Below are 17,187 nucleotides of genomic sequence, written 5' to 3' on the forward strand. Positions count from 1 at the left end.
CTGATCCGCCATGTCTACCCCCCGCCAAGGTCCCGCGCATCGAGAGGAGAGCACACCTGTGTCTTCACAGCGCATCCTCAATGACCGCTACGAACTCGGTGACCTGATCGGTCGTGGCGGGATGGCGGACGTATACCGCGGAACGGATACATTGCTGGGGCGGACCATTGCGGTCAAGATCCTGCGTGCAGATCTTGCCCGTGACCCCCAGTTCCAGGCCCGCTTCAAACGCGAAGCCCAGGCTGTAGCGGCGTTGAACCACCCGTCAATCGTGGCCATCTTCGATACCGGCGAATACTCCGTGCCCGGAGGCCCCGGCGAGGACGTCCGTGTCCCGTTCATCGTCATGGAATACGTGGCCGGCCGCACCCTGCGGGACATGATCAAGGCGAACGAGCTGGGGGTTGAGAATTCCATCGGCTTCACCCTCGGTGTCCTTGCGGCCCTGGAGTACAGCCATCGCGCAGGCATAGTCCACCGCGACATCAAACCGGCCAACGTCATGGTCTGCGCAGATACGGGAGACGTCAAAGTCATGGACTTTGGCATCGCGCGTGCCATGGCGGATTCCGCTGCCACCATGACCCAGACACAGGCAGTTGTAGGCACGGCACAATACCTTTCGCCGGAGCAGGCCCGCGGCGAAACCGTGGACGCCCGCAGCGACCTCTACTCAGCTGGTTGCCTCCTCTACGAGCTGCTGACCAGCAGGCCGCCCTTTGTTGGAGACAGTCCCGTCTCCGTGGCCTACCAGCACGTCCGTGAAATCCCGGACATGCCCAGCGCCCACAACCCCGATGTCTCCGAAGCCCTCGATTCGGTCCTGGCCAAGGCTCTTCAGAAGAGCCGGACAGACCGCTTCCAGGACGCTTCGTCCTTCCGGCGCGCACTCCGCGCTGCAAGCAACGGCATTCCAGTTCCGGCTCTGCCGGCCAGTGAGGCGCCTACAGATCCGAACGACCTCGTGGATCAAGAGGACCCTGCTACCCAGCTCCTGAGCTCCACCGCTGTCGGTTTGCTGTCAGCGGATGAATTCAAGGACGCCGAGTACAGGGACGAGCCTGTTGACCAGCAGCCGGATGAGCCGCTTCCCTTGGGCCTCCCACCGGAGCGCGAGCGGTCAGCGGGACAGAACAAACGCCGTCGAACCTGGATCGCTACCCTGGTGATCTTCACGGTCATTGTCCTGGCAGGCGGCGGTTTCTGGCTTTACAACCTCATGAACACACAGCCACCGCCCCCGGCGAAAATCGCCGTGCCCGTGGTGGCCAATATGTCGGAATCCCAGGCAATTCAGGAACTGTACTCAGCAAAACTGGTTCCCAAGAGCGTGCGGGAGGCCAGCGATACGGTGGCCAAGGACATGACCATCGGCACGTCGCCTACGGCCGGTTCCATGTTGGATCAAGACGCCGAAGTTGTCCTGAAGATCTCAAGCGGACCCAACTCAGTGACCATTCCTGCGGACATCGTGGGCCGGACAGAGGCGGACGCACGTGACTCCCTGCGCAGATTGGGCATTACCGGTGACATCGTCACCGTCCGGACCCACAGCGCTACCGTCCCCATCGGACTGGTGATCAACACCGGCCCGGCCCCCGGCGGAGCCATTGCCATCGGCACCAAGGTGGAGCTCCAGGTCTCCTCCGGCAAGGTCCTCATGCCCCAGCTGATAGGCCTGCCCCTCGCCGAGGCGGAAGCCGCACTGAAGACAAATGGCCTGCCGATGGTGGTGGTGGAGCAGGAAAACTCCGAGGTGGCTGCAGGCACAGTGACCGCCCAGAGCGAAACGTTCAACACCGAAGTGGATCAGGGTAAGTCGGTCACCGTCACGGTAGCCAAGGCCCCCGCGCCCAGCCCCACACCCACTCCGACTCCAACGGAAACCGAGACGGACAAGCCGACCCCCAAACCGACGCCCACCAAGAAGTAACGGGAGGACCGCCCGCCGCGACCGCCAACCTCCGCGTGCGTCAAAGCGAGGAACGAGCTGGCACGCCGAGGCCGCGGCTACGTCCGACCGAAGGCAGCGGGCCGGCGCCCGGAAGCGTGCGTCAAAGCGAGGAACGAGCTAGCACGTGGAGGGCGGCGGCCGCTGCCGACCGCCGCAGCCGCGCCAACTAGTGCTTGATCAGCGGGCTCAGCTTGGAGGCGCGTTCAGCCGCTCCGGTCATGCCCAATGACTCCAACCAGTTGCCGAGCATCTGGTAGCCGCCTTCCGTGAGGACCGATTCCGGGTGGAACTGGACCCCGCAGAGGGGTGCTGTCCGGTGCTGGAGACCCATGACTACGCCGTTGGTGGTTTCAGCGGTGATCTCCAGGACGTCCGGGATGGAATCGCGAACCGCGGCGAGGGAGTGGTAGCGCGTTGCCGTGACAGGCGAGGGGAGTCCGGCGAAAACGCTCTTGCCTTCGTGCTGCACGGGAGATGTCTTGCCATGCATGAGCTCAGGCGCATGGGTCACTACGCCGCCGTATGCTTCGGCCAGGGCCTGATGCCCCAAGCAAACGCCGAACATCGGCTTGCTGTTCTCACCACACCACTTGATGAGCTCTATGCAGACGCCGGCTTCCGCAGGGGTGCCTGGACCCGGCGAGACGAGAACGCCGTCGCGGGTTGCTGCGAGCTCGGTGGCCTCGGCGAGTGTCACGTCGTCGTTGCGGACCACGGTGGTCTCGGCTCCGAGCTCCTGGAGGTATCCCACCAAGGTGTAGACGAAGCTGTCGTAGTTATCCACTACAAGAATTTTTGTGCTCATGGCTGCTGCACTAAACCAATCGTTGAGTCAGTCAAACTGGTGAATTGGGAGAACCAGGGAAAAAGGAACTGGACCATCAGTACCAGGGCTGCTGCCACCAGTACCAAACAAGTCAGGATCCGTACCCAGACCGGTCCCGGCAAGTTGCGGAAAATCCATGCGTACATCCGCTACCCCTTTCCTTGTGCCTTGGCTACTTGGGCGGCAATTTCCGACGGCGGTCCTGCTGATGCGGGCTGCCACCCCTCCATCACGGAGTAGGCGATGATGCGTTCCTGCGACCCGAAGCGCGGGTTGCAGCTGGTCATGGTCAGGATTCTTTCTTCCGGCGCGACACCCGGCTGGGTGGGGACGGGCAGCAACACATCGGTCCGGTTGGGGAGGACGATTTGGTTGTTGCGGAAGACGTAGGTGTAGTACCCGTCAACGGTTTGAACGTAGATCTTGTCCCCGGGAACCAGCGTATGGATGCTGTCCAGGACGGCTCCATGCGTTTGCCGGTGGCCTGCCACCGCGAAATTGCCGATGGAGCCGGGCATGCTGGTGCTTCCGTAATGGCCAAGGCCCAGCGTGTCCAGGACATCCGCGCCGGTTCCTTCGATGATGGGACGGGTGTAGTCGGCACCGAAGCGGGGGATGTACATAATCCCGATCGTTTGCCCATTGCCGGGGGCTGTACCTATTACGGGATCACCGAAGTCAGCCGGGTTGGCCGATTCTGCCGGAGCAACCGGCCCGGTGAGCTGGTGGGAGAATTCCTGGATGGCTTCGGTCTGCTTGGCGTTCGCCTCGACGTTGGTCCACCACAGTTGCCAGCCCACAAACAACAGCAGGACAACGCCGCCGGTGATGAGCAGTTCGCCCAGGATCCGGCTGAATATTCGAACGACGTCTGAAGCACGGAGGCGCTTGCGGGGAGCTTGTTCCTGCCCCCGACGCCCGGACGGCACGGCAGAGGCCGCCGTCGTCTGCTGATGCGCCACAGCGTCTCCTTGGATCGGGCGCGGGCGCGGCGGGCGGGCCCCCGGTTGCGGCTAGACTTGACAGCTAGAACCAACCCGGAACGCCGCGTGGCCGTTAACCGCTGGAATTTTCCTTCCTGCAGGATATCAAGGCTGGCTGGAACGGGTATCAACGTACAGCCAAGGAGGATCCGTGCCCGAGTCCAAGCCCCGCAAGCGGCCTGCCCGTCAGGACCAGCAGGCTTCCACAGCGCAGCAGTACAAGCCAAACCCGGTTTGGTACAAGGCCGTCATGTTCGGACTGATGATCCTCGGTCTCATCTGGATCATCACTTTCTACATCACCGAGGGTCAGTTCCCGGTCCGCGACTGGGCGTCATGGAACATCGTTGCCGGCTTCGGCATCGCGATCGTGGGCTTCCTGATGACCACGCGCTGGCGCTCCTAGGAAACCTGCACCTCACATCTGCGTGCCCGTGGACGTCTACAAGATATGAGCATCCGGCACACCACCATGGATTCCCCGTTGGGACAGTTGACGTTGACTGCCAGCGGGGAATTCTTGACGGGCATTTTCTACGAGGGCCACTGGCATATGCCTCCTCCCGATTACTTCGGGGTCCCCGCAGGGCTTGAGGATCCGGTTTTCGCCCATACCCGGCATGAACTTGGCGAGTATTTGGGTGGCCACCGCACTGTTTTCAATGTCCCGCTCCAAGCCCACGGAAATCCCTTCCAGGAGAAGGTCTGGGCGCGCCTTCAAGATATCCCCTTCGGCGAGACCGTCAGTTATGGCGGGTTGGCCGTTGAATTGGGGGATCCGCACTTGGCACAGGCCGTAGGTTCGGCTGTTGGCCGCAATCCCATCAGCATCATCATTCCGTGCCATCGCGTGGTGGGACGTACGGGCCAATTGACCGGGTACGCGGGCGGTCTTCGGAACAAGCGCTACCTTCTTGAACTGGAAGAGCCTGCTGCAGTGAAAGAAGGAAAGCTCTTCTAATGGGTAAGAGGCAGGCGGTCAGCAAGAAGCCTTTTGAGACGGTGGTAGAGGAGCAGGGCGCCACCGTCCTGCGGGTATGCCGCGCGGTCCTGGGAGTGCACGACGCCGACGACGCCTGGTCTGATACCTTCCTTGCTGCCCTTCAGGCTTATCCGGGCCTTCCACAGGAGGCCAACGTGCAGGCCTGGCTGGTCACTATCGCCCACCGAAAATGCATTGACCATCTGCGCGCGGGCAACCGGCGTGCAGTCCCGGTGGATTCCCCGCCTGAACACCCTTCCCCCCTTGGCATTCCCGGAGCGGACCATGCCGAATTGTTGGACGCGGTGAACCAGCTTCCCCCCAAACAGCGGCAGGCAGTGGCGTATCACTACCTTGCCGGACTTCCCTATAAGGACATTGCCACACTTTTGGGGGGTACTCCTGAGGCTGCACGGCGTGCTGGAGCGGACGGCGTCAAAGCCCTTCGCAATGCACTGGCTTCTCTACCGGCGTTGGTTGATGTGCCTGCGCTGGTGCATTCACTTCCAAAGGGAGAAATCCGATGACCCTTGACCCAACCACTGACCGCCTGGACGTGCTGTCCCTCCTGGAACCCCTCGATGCCGGGCTGGAGCCCGCACTTGAGAGCCTCCGCGCCCGCCTTGCCCGGGACGCCCAACTGACCCACACCTTGGATGTCGCCTACAGGGTAGTGGACTCACCTGTGGGAAAACTGCTGTTGGCTGCCACTGACCGGGGCATAGTCAGGGTGGCCTTTGATGTGGAAAACCATGCCGAGGTCCTGCAGCGCCTGTCCGAAACCATCAGCCCCCGCATTCTTCAAGCGCCGGCGCGGTTGGATGATGCCGCATGGCAACTCGAGGAGTACTTCAACGGCAGCCGGAAAGAGTTCGATCTCACCGTGGACTTCCGCCTGTCCCGTGGGTTCCGGCTCAATGTGTTGCAGCACCTGCCCCGGATTGGCTACGGGCGCACCGAAAGCTATGCGCAGGTGGCGTCGGCCGCGGGAAGCCCCAACGCTGTGCGGGCCGTTGGAACCGCCTGTGCCACCAACCCGCTTCCCGTCATCATTCCGTGCCACCGGGTAGTGAAATCGGATGGCAGTTTTGGCGGCTACCTCGGCGGGCCGGAGGCGAAACGCGCCCTGCTGATCCTGGAGGCAGCAGCGTGAACGACGACGCCCTGTTCCCGTTGGAGTTGGTCCAGGCAGAAGCGCACGACGCCGGACCCCGGCTGATTGCCCCGGGTGCGGTTCATGTTCCCGGCTGGCTCACGGCCGAACAGCAGCGGTGGATTGTGGGTCGCTTCGGTGAATGGACGCAGGGGCCCGTGCCGTTGCGGGCCGCAACACTTCCGGGCGGCCGCAAGATGTCAGTACGAACCGTCTGCCTTGGGTGGCACTGGCAACCGTATAAGTACACGCGGGAAGCCACCGACGTCAACGGCCGCCCCGTGCTGGATTTCCCTGATTGGATGGTTCGTTTGGGGCGGAAAGCCGTTGCAGACGCCTATAAGTCCGGAATCGACGGTGAGGAAGGCCTGGGTGCCGTCGCCAAGGACTACACACCGGACGCCGCGCTGGTGAATTTCTACGACGACGGTGCTGCCATGGGTATGCATCAGGACAAGGACGAACATTCCGGGGCGCCCGTCGTGTCCCTCAGCATCGGGGAAGACTGCCTTTTCCGCTTCGGCAATACGGAGACCCGCACCAAGCCGTACAAGGATGTACGCCTCCGCTCGGGAGACCTGTTCGTCTTCGGTGGGCCTTCCAGGTTTGCCTTTCATGGCATTCCCAAAGTCTTCCCCGGAACTGCTCCGAAGGATTGTGGCCTCACGCACGGCAGAATCAATATCACCATGAGGGTCACGGGGTTGTCCTAGAACCCTGAATGTCAGAGCCACACGGCAGAATATCTCCAAAAGGCACAACAACTGGCCGGGGTTCCAGCAACCTCGGCCGCGGAGGAGCATGCATGAGTCCGGACAACGGCACCGTCATTGGTGAAGACGGGCTTGCACGGCCCCTGTGGGCTGCTTCAGACCCTCTTATGCGGGCTTACTACGATCACGAGTGGGGAATGCCTGTCCGGGATGAGCAGGGCATGTACGAGCGCATCAGTCTCGAGGCGTTCCAAGCGGGGCTTTCCTGGGCCACTATTCTCCGGAAACGGGAAGCATTCCGGGCGGCGTTCATGGACTTCCATCCAGAGAGCGTTGCAGCCTTCACTGAAGAGGACGTTGAACGTCTCATGATGGACGCCGGCATTGTTCGGAACCGTCTCAAGATCCGTGCCGCCATCACCAATGCCAAAGCAACCATTGCACTGCGCGAAGAGGGCGGGCTGGTGGACTTTGTTTGGTCTTTCCAACCTGAGACCACCCCGGCACCGCATACCTTTGCAGACATCCCCACCACTTCTCCTGAGTCGATTGCGCTGTCCAAGGCACTCCGGAAGAAGGGCTTCGCGTTTGTTGGGCCCACCACCATGTACGCGCTCATGGAAGCAATCGGCATCATCGACACCCACCTCTTGGACAGTCATCGCCGTGGATCCTCAGGAGTGTGGGTCTAAGCTCCCGGCTCACAGGGCCGTCGGATCGCCGAAGGGCATCCTTGGCTCATATCCCCGGCTCTTGTCCACAGAAGTGCGCAACTTTATCCACAGGCGTGGATAAACTCTGTGGACATCCATGTAAATGCCCCCATGATCGCCGGATTGGCGCCAAATTTGCGCACTATCTGCGGCGAGGACAGTTATACCCACTGTGTACGGTGCTGTGGATAGTGATCCAAGCTTCACTCAAAGTTCAACACCGTGGGATTGCCGGTTTTGCTTTGGGGGGAGCTTCCGGGGACAACACCACATCAACGAGGTTGACTCGGAATCCCCTGACTCCACAGCGAAGGACGATGAAGTCGACGCCAAGTCCACCGAGCACTCGTGGGTTACCCACTTAATAACAACCGCCTACCCACAAGTTATCCACAGATGGGGAAAACTTGTGGGTTTCACGACGCAGATCCGCGCCATGACGGACCGTAGGGGCCTTCCCGAGTGGTGAACTACACCTTTGTAAGTTATTAACAATGTTGATAAGCCTGTTGATAGACGGTGCTCCTGGAAGTGATTAACAGGGTTGTCCACAGTTGTTGGTATCAAGCCCTATTTGTCCACATTTTTGCACCCGACGGGGACAAAGTTATCCACAGGTGTGGAGAAATTCATGCCATTCGGGGGATATCTACGGATCTGGCGGCTCTTGAAGAGGGTTTTGGACCTAACTACACGCTTGTAAGTTACGCACAGTGTGGATAACAGCTGTGGATAACCAATAACTACGGCCCCCCTTGCACCGGGTGGGGACCGGGCCGCCACATGCGGCCACCCGGCGGCGTACCGTGGTCCCATGAAGAGCGACTTCAAGAAACTGGTCCCCACCTACAGCGCCAAACCCGGGATATTCGCGGTGGTTACAGTCCCCAAACTGCAATTCCTGATGATTGACGGCCATGGTGATCCCAACGGCTCCCAGGCATACAAGGACGCTCTGCTCACGCTCTATCCGGTGGCCTACAAGCTAAAGTTCTTCAGCAAAGAGCAGCTGGGGCGGGATTATGCTGTGATGCCGTTGGAAGCCCTGTGGTGGGCCGATGACATGGAGTCCTTCACCTCGGCCAGGGACAAGTCCCAGTGGGACTGGACGTTGATGATCATGGTCCCTGAATGGCTCGGACCGGATCATTTTGCAGCTGCACGCGAGGCCGTTGCCGGGAAGGGGGAGGCCGTCGCGTGGGACGCTCTCCGCTTGGAGCACCTTGAGGAAGGCATGAGTGTGCAAACACTTCATATAGGGCCCTACGACGACGAAGCTCCGGTCCTCCAGGAGATGCATGGAAGCTTCATTCCCGGGCAGTCATTGGCCATGACAGGCAAGCACCACGAGATCTACCTCAGTGATCCCCGCCGCACGGCTCCCGAAAAGCTCAAGACGATACTGCGGCAGCCGGTCAGGCCGGCTGAAAGCTAAGAGGGCAGCAGCCGGAAACGACTTCCCGTCGGGCCCGACCCCATCGCCGGGTGCTGCTAAGCAGCCAGCGCGGTCAAGTCAGTTGGCGCGGTCAAGACAAGCGGGCCCGACCCCATCAGCCGGCGCAGTTAGCCAAAGCGAGCGGCTAGTCAGCCGGAGGTGACGCGGAACCACGTGGCCACAGCCAACAGGCCAGCCACCAAAACGAGGCCGCCGGCTTGGAGGAGGCCCCGGTTCTTGCCCTGAGGGGCATAGGCGATCACTGCAGCAGCGAGACCGCCTGTGATCAGACCGCCCAGGTGCGCCTGCCAGGCAATGCTGGGAACAAAGAAGCCGATGGCACCATTGATGGCAATCAGGACCCAGAGTTGTTTGGTTTCGCCGCCCCGGTGTCGTTGGACCACCAGCATGGCGCCGAAGAGGCCAAAGATGGCACCCGAAGCACCCACGACGCCCACCACGGGCCGGTCGGGAGTCAACAAAAGGAAGCCCACTGATCCGCCGATCGCGGACAGCAGGTACACGGCAAGGAATCGGATCCGCCCGAGCAAGGGCTCAAGGGCCTGTCCGAAGATCCACAGCGTGTACATGTTCAGGACAATGTGGAGCAGGAATCCCTGGGAATGCAGGAATGCGGCGGTGAGCATGCGCCAAGGCTCAGTATCGGCAAAAACGTTGGCAAAGGCGAAGTTTTGGAACACTGCCTCGCCGGGCACAAGCCACTGAAGGACAAAGACCAACAGACACAGGCCGATGATCGTGTACGTCACCAAAGGCTTGCCCCCAGCCAGGGCGCCGCCGTACGGGGACCGGTAGACCGGCGTCGTACGTTTTTGTTCGTTGATGCAATCAACGCATTGGAACCCGACGGCGGCCGCCCGCTGGCACTCGGGGCATGCAGGGCGCCCGCAGCGCTGGCACCGCACATAGGAGGGCCTGTCCGGGTGCCTGGGGCACACCGGAATATCAGCGGACGGCTCTGCCGACGGGATTCCGTAACTCATGAGCTCAGGTTCAGGGTGTGACTAGAGCTGTTCGATGTCGATGCTGTTGATGACGACGTCCTCGACGGGGCGGTCGCCCATGCCGGTACGGACGGCTTCAATGGAATCCACAACCTTGCGGGATTCCTCATCGGTGACCTCACCGAAGATGCTGTGCTTGCCGAACAGCCAGTCGGTGTTCACGGTGGTGATGAAGAACTGTGACCCGTTGGTGCCCTTGCCCATCTGGATGCCGGCGTTGGCCATGGCCAGCTTGTAGGGAGCGTTGAAGGTCAGCTCGGGGTGGATCTCGTCGTCGAACTGGTAGCCCGGTCCGCCAACGCCGCGACCCAGGGGATCGCCGCCCTGGATCATGAAGTCCTTGATGATGCGGTGGAAGATGGTGCCGTCGTACAGCGGCGTTCCGGTCTTGTCCTCGCCCGTCTCGGGGTGGTTCCAGGACTTTTCGCCCGTGGCCAAGCCAATGAAGTTGGCGACCGTCTTGGGCGCGTGGTTGCCGAAGAGGTCAACCTTGATGTCGCCGAGGGTCGTGTGGATCGTTGCTTTTGCGGTTGCGATGGTCATGGCCCCATTCTTCCATGCAGGGTCAACGCCGGTGCAGTTGTAAAGCCGGTTCCGCGCTCGGTGAAATCCGGGACGAATCCGGCAGATGAATAGCCGGTGTTCGCCAAGCGACGTAGGCTAGCAACAAACGAGCATGTGTATCGGGAGGTAGTTGTGAAGAAATCAGACCGTATTGCCCGCGACCTCGAACAATCCGTTGTGGCCGGTGTAGACAACGCCCGCGACTGGGCGGCACCCCGTGTGGAAGCCGCTGTCAACTGGGCTGTTCCGCGTATCCAGCACGGCATTGATACCGCTTCCCCCAAGATCCAAGAGGGGCTGAAGTCCGCGGCGCACAACCTCGCCGACGGCGTTGCTGTTGTTACGCCGCGGATTCAGGATGGATTGGCGCACCTTGCGCCGAAGATCCATGACGTAGTGGAGGACGCAACGCCCAGGATCCAGGAGACGCTCAACAAAGCCACTCCGGCCCTCGGCATCGCCCGGGACAAAGTAGTGGACGAGTACCTGCCCAAGCTGTCCGAGCAATTGGGCCAGGCTTCGGTAGCCGTTCACCACGCTTTGGAGAATGCACCGGCACAAGTTGATGCCGTGGCGCAGAAACTGGTCGATTCCGGCGTTGTACACAGTGTCCAGGAGCAGGCCCAGGCTACAGGCAAGCACATCAAGGCTGTTACGGATCAGGCCGGCAAGGCAGTTTCCACCGCTTTGGTGAAGGAGCAGCCCAAGCCGAAGAAGCGCGGCTGGCTGATCGTGACCGTCATTGCTGCGGCCGCTGCCGCCGGTGTTGCGGCCTGGAAGGCTTCCAAGCCTGTGGAAGACCCGTGGAAGACGCCTTCCCCGGTCACGCCGACGCCGGCTCCGGTTCCTGCTGCCCCGGCAGCTGCTTCGGCAGCGGATGATGCCCCGGCATCAGCAACGGCCGCCGCGTCCACTGGGTCCGGCACCGCCGACATCACCCCTGAGGAAGCCGCGGCTGAGGCAGAGCAGGCCACCAAGGATGCCTTCAAGAACGTTGAGGACTCCTCTGCGAAGGTGGCAACCGACGCCAAGACTGCCGTGAAGAACATTGCGGCCAGCTTGCACAAGGACTCTGAAGGCTCGGACTCCGATGCCAAAGGTGCACAGAACTAAGCACTGACATGAGGCCTTGAGCAGGCCAATACGTCAACAAACTGAAGGGATCCCGGTCATGGCCGGGATCCCTTCAGTGTTTGCCGGCTTGTAACCAAAGCCTCCGCGGGTGGCGCGGCCCCGGGTGTTAGATTTGGAGTGATGTCAGCCGATAGACCCTCTGCGGGTGCCCAACAGGATGGTCCGGTGCCCCCGGGCGTGTCCATCGTCATCCCGGCGTATAACGAAGAAAGCGTCATTCGCCAGTGTCTCATCGCGGCCATTTACCAGTCCGTTCCTGCTGACGAGATCATCGTGGTGGACAACCTCTCCACGGACCGGACCGCACGTATCGTGCGCCAGATGCAGCAGGAATATCCCGAGAGCCCCATTATCCTCCTGCGCCAGGAAGCCTTTCAGGGGCTGATTCCCACCCGCAACCATGGGCTGAACAACGCCACAAGCGAGGTGGTGGGACGCATCGACGCGGATTCCGTCCTGGAGCCGGATTGGGTTGAACAGGTCCAAAAAGCGTTCATGGACCAGTCGGTCGCTGCCGCAACGGGTCCTGTTGTCTATTACGACATGCCCATGCGCCGCTTCGGCCTCAAGGCGGACGACAAGATGCGCCAACTCATGCTGCGCCTGGCCAAGCACCAGTACCATTTCCTCTTCGGCTCCAACATGGCTCTCCGACGTTCAGCTTGGGAGACCATCCGCGACGAAGCGTGCCTGGACCCCAAGGATGAGATGCACGAGGATATCGATCTCTCCTTGCACCTCTTCGAGCACGACCTCAAGGTGCAGTATGTGCCACAGATGGTTTCCGGGATGTCCGCCCGCCGGTTGGAGGATTCACCCCGCGATTACCGCTACTACGTGCAGCGCTTCGACAGGACCTACAAGGCCCACAACGTCAAGAAGATGGCACTCAAAGCACCCATGGTGGTGTTCTTTTCGGTATATTTCCCGGCCAAGATACTCCGCGCCATCCACACGTCCAACGCCGCGCAGGGCGCCCGCCGCGGTGGCCTTTAGCGGTACAGCGACAAAGCGCCCGCGCCCGACGGCGGATCCTCAGTCAGTGCCCAACCCGGCTTCGCGTCGGTCTGCTTCAGCCCGGCCCCGCCGCTGCCCGGCGACAACTACAGCCAGGCCAACCAGGATCAGCGCCAGTCCTGCATAGGTCCCGGCAGGCAAGGTCTCAGCAAGGAAGACGGCTGCAAGGATCGCAGCGCCCGGAATCTCCAGCAGAATGATCATGGACACCAGCAGCGGACTCATTGTGGCCAGCAAGTGGTTGAAGGCCGTGTGTCCTACCAACTGCGCGCAAACGGTGATGGCGATAATGCCAAGCCAGCCTCCGGCGTCGAACCCTGTCAGTGGCTGGGCGCTGAACAAAGCCATCACCGCCACAATCGCCGCGCACATGCCGTAGCAGAGCGTGGTGTAGGTACCGGTTCCCATGGATTGGCGGGCCTTTCCTCCCGCCAGCGTGTAGAGGCCGGCCAGTGCTCCGCCTGCCAGGGCCAAGAGGTCACCCAGCAGTGCTTCAGGGGATGAGCCCATGTCGAATCCCGTGATGGCCACGACTCCGCCGAAAGCGATGCCCAAGCCAACCAATACCGGCCAGCGGTGCCGCGTTCCCCGGAATAGCTGGAACACTGCAATCCACGCGGACTGCAGGCACACCAACGCCGTAGCGGCAGCCACCGACGTCAACTGGAGGGCGGTAATGAAGCAGGCGAAGTGGAAGGCCAGTGCGACGGCAGCGACAGTGGACCAGCCAAATTCCCGCCGGGTGATCCTGCTGAACGCTTTCGGCTCGCGGATAGCCACCGGAGCTGCCATGACGACGGCACCAATCGCGTTCCGCCAGAAAGCGATCGCCAAGGCCGTCACTGAAGTAGCTCCCAGGGTGCCCGCGATGAGCGGTCCGGAAGAGGCGACACCCAGGACACCCAGGGCGGCAATGAGAAGGGTCACGGATCAACACTAGTGGGGCGCGGGTGCGTTCCAGACCCTATCTGATGCTCCAACAGTGTGATTGTCTTGACTCAACATTCCAGTGAGCCGGTAACGGCGTACCCAAGGGGTTATCTGATTGAACACCGCACCCGCCGGCTCCGGCACCAAGCGCCGGCGGTCTCTTCTGCTGCTGGTGGCAGGGTTGCTCGCAGCTGCCCTGGTTGCCGCCGGCTGGTTCGCTGTTTCACGTGAGCGTCCCGATGGTCCAGGCGGAGCCGAAGTCAGTACAGGTGTTCCAAGCATCTTCCCGGTACCTCAGCACGCCCGGTTGGGGAATGGGGCCCCGGTCCCCATCACCGGGCACGTGTACGTTGTGGCACCCGCCGGAACGGACCAGGCCTCGACTGCCGCCGTCCGGGACCTCGTTGCTGCCTCAGGAGGAACCGCGGAGGTTGTGACAGCCCTTCCCTCCCCACAGGAAGGGTCATCGGCCATCCACCTGGGCACTGAGTCCGCGGTGGGCCCGGTCCTCAAAGCCTTGCAAGTGGACGGCGACTCCTCAGTCCGTGATGCCCTTGGACGTGCTGAAGGCTATTCGATCGCGACCGGACAGTCCGACGGGATTCCGACGGCGGTTCTCGCCGGACGCGACGACGACGGCGTTTTCCACGCCGTCCAGACCCTCCGGCAGGTGCTCAAGGACGGCGCTGTGGCCCCGGTCCGGGTAAGTGACTGGCCGCTGATGGAAACACGTGGTGTGATCGAGGGCTTCTACGGAACGCCTTGGTCCCACGAAGCCCGTTTGGATGTCATTGAATTTGCGGGCAGCCAGAAAATGAACACCTACATCTATTCGCCCAAAGACGATCCCCTGCTCCGGGACAAATGGCGTGAGCTGTACTCGGACAGGGAGCTCAGCGAGCTGCGGGAATTGATCGACGCCGCGGCCGCCAACCACGTCCGGTTCAGTTACGCCCTCTCGCCGGGGATTGACGTTTGCTATTCCCGTGAAGCGGACCTTGAGGATGCAGTGGCAAAGCTTGAATCCCTGTATTCGCTGGGGGTGCGCTCGTTCGTGATTCCCTTGGACGACATCGCCACCAAGGTCCAATGCGCGGAGGACCTCCGGGAATTCGGCGCCGGACAGGTGAACCTGGCGAAAGCGCAGGCATCGTTCGTCAATGACGTCAATGCCAAGTTCATCTCCGGCAAAGCAGGTGTCCTGCCGCTCGAAACGGTCCCCACCTTCTACAACGGATCCGGAAGCACGCCGTACAAGAAAGAACTTGGCCGCGCACTGAACCCCGAAATTGTGGTGCAGTGGACGGGTGAAGACGTGGTCTCCCACCGGATCACGACGAAATCGGCGGAAACTGCGGGCGATACCTACGGGTCACCCGGCAAACCCCGGAGCCTGGTCATCTGGGACAACTATCCGGTTAATGACTTCTCCCAGGACCATCTCTTCCTGGCGCCCGTGATTGGCAGGGACGCCGACCTTCATCGATCCATCAAGGGAATCGTCACCAACCCGATGATCCAGCCCTACCTCTCCCTGCCGGCAATCTTCAACTACGCAGATCTCTCCTGGAATGGGCCTGCGTACAAGCCCGGGCCATCCATGGATGCCGCGCTGTCCTTGCTCGCAGGCCCCGACCCCGAAGTGCGGGCAGCCGTACGGGCTTTCGTGGACCTGAACCAGGACTGGCAGGACGACGAACTCACACCCTCAGCACCGGAGCTTCGCCGGGATATCGACCAGTTCTGGTCGGAGTACGACGCCGGCAAGTCACCATCGGCGGCACTGAGGAACCGTGCTGGGCTGCTTCAAAAGCTTCCCACGCTCCTGCCACGCATGGCCGAGCCCGGATTCGCGCAGGATGGCACTGCATGGATTGCAGCGGCGTCGGAGTACGGGCGGGGCGTGGAAGAGGCGATCACCATGCTGGAGGCAGCCAAGCGCGGGGATACGCAAGCCGCTACTGCGGCCCGGTCCGTCGTGGAGGGTGCCCTGAAGACAGCCGGAGCCAAGACACAGCCCACCTTGGAGCTCGGCGTTGTGACCCCCGTCCTGGGCAACGACGAGCTGGCGGCTTTCATCGAGCGCGCCCTGCAGCAGGTTCCGGCAGCCTGAACGGTTGATTGCTGGGCGCTGGGCGCTGGTTGCTGAGCGCCTGTTGCGGGACAGCTAGGATCCTGCGGACTGCGGGACAGCTGGTTGCGGGACTGCAGGACAGCTGGGTCCTGCGAACTGCGGGACAGCTGGGACCTGCGGACTGTAGCCCCTACCCGTGAGCGGACCACTCCCCGGGGTTCTCTGGCCTGCCGAATAATCAACACGCCCCATCTTCTGGTTAGTTAAGAGCACCCGGTCTTCTGGTTAAAAGCAAAAGTCCCGGTCATTTCTGACCGGGACTTTTCTTATGGTGGAGGCACGGGGACTCGAACCCCGAACCCCCTGCTTGCAAAGCAGGTGCGCTACCAATTGCGCCATGCCCCCATAAGAAGCAACCCGTCAATCATACCCCATGTCCAGGCTGGTAATTACCAGTTCGGACCGGGCCCTTCGGCTAGTCGACCGTGTCGGTTGACTTGCTCCAGACATCTTTCCGGGCCTCGGATTCCTGCGCCTTTTTATAGACCAGGACACCTGCGACTGCCGCTGCTACAACTACCAGCAACTTCTTCACAAGTACCTCATTCCGATTCAGTTTTACCTGAACCTCTTTCGGTTCCGTGGGCGTACCAGGACTTGAACCTGGGACCTCTTCGTTATCAGCGAAGCGCTCTAACCGCCTGAGCTATACGCCCCGATGCCTCATCGGGCCGAGATATGACTGTACAGCACATCCCGGCCCGATCTCAAATCGAGGCATTTCCGAGAGGGAATTCCGCCTCTTTGGGCGGAATTCCGCGGATTTTTCTTAGTCGTCGGTCAGGGTGACGCCGACGCCACCAACCAACGTTGCGGAAATGTTATAGAGAACGGCGGAAAGCATGGACAGTGCCGTCAGCAGGACCACGTTCACCACGGCAATAATCGTGGCAAAGGACGCTACCTGGCCCAGCGAGGCAATCTTCTTCAGTTCGAATCCACTGCCTTCTGATCCCGCCAAGGTGCCAAGGAGGCTGTCCACCTGGTTGAAGATGCCTGTGAGATCCAGCACAGTCCACAGAACGATGGCAGCCACTACGGTGACGATGCCCAGTGCAACGGACAGGAGGAATGCCATCTTCAGCACGGACCAAGGATCCACCTTGCTGACCAGCAGGCGTGCGCGGCGAACCTTTGCCTTGGGGGCAGGCTTTACCAAGCCGGGAGCACCCTGCGCGGGGCGCTGACCCGACTGGGCGGGACGTTGTCCGGGCTGCGCCGGGCGTTGTCCGGGAGCACCCTGGGCGGGACGCTGACCCGACTGGGCCGGCCGCTGGCCGGGAGCACCGGTAGGACGCTGCCCGGAGCCGGTCCCGGTTGCGGGTCGTGCGCCTGCGGCATCGGATCCGGAAGCCCCGGATCCGGGACGCTGCTGGGGCCGCGCGGGCGTTCCTGCCTGGGCGCTGCCTGAGGGCTGCCGGAGTCCGCCGGGGACACCTGTGCTCGGCTTGGGATATGAGTCGGAATTACTCACTCGTTACCTCCGGTGTTGTCTTCGTTCAGCTCCGCGCCCGTTTCAGTTTCCGGGTCTGCGTCGTTTTCCGTTTCGGCCGTCACGGTCGCCTCAGAGGCGCCGTCGTTTGCAGCCAACGTTACGTCATCGTCGAGTCCGTCTTCTGACTCT

At 61.7% G+C, this 17,187-nt stretch carries 18 protein-coding genes and 2 tRNA genes; 11 read left to right on the forward strand and 9 right to left on the reverse strand.

What is annotated here, in order from left to right; all coding sequences use genetic code 11:
* Positions 1-10 precede the first annotated feature (10 nt).
* Positions 11-1,933, forward strand: a complete 1,923-nt coding sequence (gene pknB / locus AC6JA3_RS21710) for a Stk1 family PASTA domain-containing Ser/Thr kinase (protein ID WP_497920602.1) — start codon at positions 11-13, stop codon at positions 1,931-1,933.
* Between the two features lie 187 nt (positions 1,934-2,120).
* Here pknB and AC6JA3_RS21715 read toward each other — a convergent pair whose 3' ends face one another.
* Entirely contained in the window at positions 2,121-2,759 is a 639-nt protein-coding gene (locus AC6JA3_RS21715; protein ID WP_026547255.1) for an aminodeoxychorismate/anthranilate synthase component II, read from the reverse strand.
* A gap of 170 nt (positions 2,760-2,929) precedes the next feature.
* Positions 2,930-3,757 carry a class E sortase gene (locus tag AC6JA3_RS21720; RefSeq protein ID WP_497920658.1) on the reverse strand — a complete coding sequence of 276 codons (828 nt, stop codon included), beginning with the start codon at positions 3,755-3,757 and terminating at the stop codon, positions 2,930-2,932.
* A gap of 157 nt (positions 3,758-3,914) precedes the next feature.
* On the opposite strand from AC6JA3_RS21720, the gene AC6JA3_RS21725 reads away from it, so the two are divergent.
* From AC6JA3_RS21725 to AC6JA3_RS21755, 7 genes are all read left to right on the forward strand, one after another.
* Positions 3,915-4,169 carry a cell division protein CrgA gene (locus tag AC6JA3_RS21725; protein WP_026540995.1) on the forward strand — a complete coding sequence of 85 codons (255 nt, stop codon included), beginning with the start codon at positions 3,915-3,917 and terminating at the stop codon, positions 4,167-4,169.
* Between the two features lie 45 nt (positions 4,170-4,214).
* Positions 4,215-4,724, forward strand: a complete 510-nt coding sequence (locus tag AC6JA3_RS21730; protein ID WP_497920603.1) for a methylated-DNA--[protein]-cysteine S-methyltransferase — start codon at positions 4,215-4,217, stop codon at positions 4,722-4,724.
* On the forward strand, positions 4,724-5,272 hold the full coding sequence (locus AC6JA3_RS21735) for an RNA polymerase sigma factor (RefSeq protein ID WP_497920604.1): 549 nt from the start codon (positions 4,724-4,726) through the stop codon (positions 5,270-5,272). Before AC6JA3_RS21730 ends, AC6JA3_RS21735 begins: the two co-directional genes overlap by 1 nt.
* A complete protein-coding gene (locus AC6JA3_RS21740; RefSeq protein ID WP_497920605.1) occupies positions 5,269-5,898 on the forward strand; it encodes a methylated-DNA--[protein]-cysteine S-methyltransferase in 630 nt (209 codons plus the stop codon). Before AC6JA3_RS21735 ends, AC6JA3_RS21740 begins: the two co-directional genes overlap by 4 nt.
* Positions 5,895-6,611 carry an alpha-ketoglutarate-dependent dioxygenase AlkB family protein gene (locus AC6JA3_RS21745; protein WP_497920606.1) on the forward strand — a complete coding sequence of 239 codons (717 nt, stop codon included), beginning with the start codon at positions 5,895-5,897 and terminating at the stop codon, positions 6,609-6,611. Before AC6JA3_RS21740 ends, AC6JA3_RS21745 begins: the two co-directional genes overlap by 4 nt.
* A gap of 92 nt (positions 6,612-6,703) precedes the next feature.
* Complete coding sequence (locus tag AC6JA3_RS21750; RefSeq protein WP_497920607.1) at positions 6,704-7,303, forward strand: DNA-3-methyladenine glycosylase I; 600 nt, start codon at positions 6,704-6,706, stop codon at positions 7,301-7,303.
* 835 nt (positions 7,304-8,138) lie between these two features.
* Positions 8,139-8,759 (forward strand): GyrI-like domain-containing protein, encoded by a 621-nt coding sequence (locus tag AC6JA3_RS21755; protein ID WP_497920608.1) that lies wholly within the window; start codon positions 8,139-8,141, stop codon positions 8,757-8,759.
* A 149-nt stretch (positions 8,760-8,908) separates the two neighbouring features.
* On the opposite strand, the gene AC6JA3_RS21760 is transcribed toward AC6JA3_RS21755, so the two are convergent.
* Both AC6JA3_RS21760 and AC6JA3_RS21765 read right to left on the reverse strand, forming a co-directional pair.
* Complete coding sequence (locus AC6JA3_RS21760; protein WP_497920609.1) at positions 8,909-9,763, reverse strand: rhomboid family intramembrane serine protease; 855 nt, start codon at positions 9,761-9,763, stop codon at positions 8,909-8,911.
* A gap of 21 nt (positions 9,764-9,784) precedes the next feature.
* A complete protein-coding gene (locus AC6JA3_RS21765; RefSeq protein WP_026541003.1) occupies positions 9,785-10,327 on the reverse strand; it encodes a peptidylprolyl isomerase in 543 nt (180 codons plus the stop codon).
* A gap of 153 nt (positions 10,328-10,480) precedes the next feature.
* Between AC6JA3_RS21765 and AC6JA3_RS21770 the strand changes: the two genes are divergently transcribed.
* Complete coding sequence (locus AC6JA3_RS21770) at positions 10,481-11,461, forward strand: hypothetical protein (RefSeq protein WP_497920610.1); 981 nt, start codon at positions 10,481-10,483, stop codon at positions 11,459-11,461.
* Positions 11,462-11,602: 141 nt separating this feature from the next.
* A complete protein-coding gene (locus tag AC6JA3_RS21775; protein WP_026541005.1) occupies positions 11,603-12,478 on the forward strand; it encodes a glycosyltransferase family 2 protein in 876 nt (291 codons plus the stop codon).
* Between the two features lie 39 nt (positions 12,479-12,517).
* Here the strand turns inward: AC6JA3_RS21775 and AC6JA3_RS21780 are convergent, their stop codons facing one another.
* The gene (locus AC6JA3_RS21780; protein WP_497920611.1) at positions 12,518-13,426 is read right to left on the reverse strand and encodes a DMT family transporter; all 909 of its coding nucleotides are present in this window, start codon (positions 13,424-13,426) and stop codon (positions 12,518-12,520) included.
* 118 nt (positions 13,427-13,544) lie between these two features.
* Here AC6JA3_RS21780 and AC6JA3_RS21785 point away from each other — a divergent pair, with 118 nt between their 5' ends.
* A complete protein-coding gene (locus tag AC6JA3_RS21785) occupies positions 13,545-15,542 on the forward strand; it encodes a glycoside hydrolase family 84 protein (RefSeq protein ID WP_497920612.1) in 1,998 nt (665 codons plus the stop codon).
* Between the two features lie 290 nt (positions 15,543-15,832).
* Here the strand turns inward: AC6JA3_RS21785 and AC6JA3_RS21790 are convergent.
* The 4 genes from AC6JA3_RS21790 to AC6JA3_RS21805 all read right to left on the reverse strand — a co-directional run bounded on the left by AC6JA3_RS21790 (position 15,833) and on the right by AC6JA3_RS21805 (position 17,037).
* Positions 15,833-15,908: transfer RNA gene (locus AC6JA3_RS21790), tRNA-Ala, on the reverse strand.
* A gap of 70 nt (positions 15,909-15,978) precedes the next feature.
* Positions 15,979-16,098: a DLW-39 family protein gene (locus tag AC6JA3_RS21795; protein ID WP_209320078.1), complete on the reverse strand. Its 120-nt coding sequence runs from the start codon at positions 16,096-16,098 to the stop codon at positions 15,979-15,981.
* 47 nt (positions 16,099-16,145) lie between these two features.
* A tRNA-Ile gene (locus AC6JA3_RS21800) sits at positions 16,146-16,219 on the reverse strand.
* A 113-nt stretch (positions 16,220-16,332) separates the two neighbouring features.
* Positions 16,333-17,037 (reverse strand): DUF3566 domain-containing protein, encoded by a 705-nt coding sequence (locus AC6JA3_RS21805; protein WP_026541007.1) that lies wholly within the window; start codon positions 17,035-17,037, stop codon positions 16,333-16,335.
* Positions 17,038-17,187: the final 150 nt, after the last annotated feature.

It is taken from the genome of Arthrobacter sp. TmtSoilC79 (assembly GCF_059739405.1).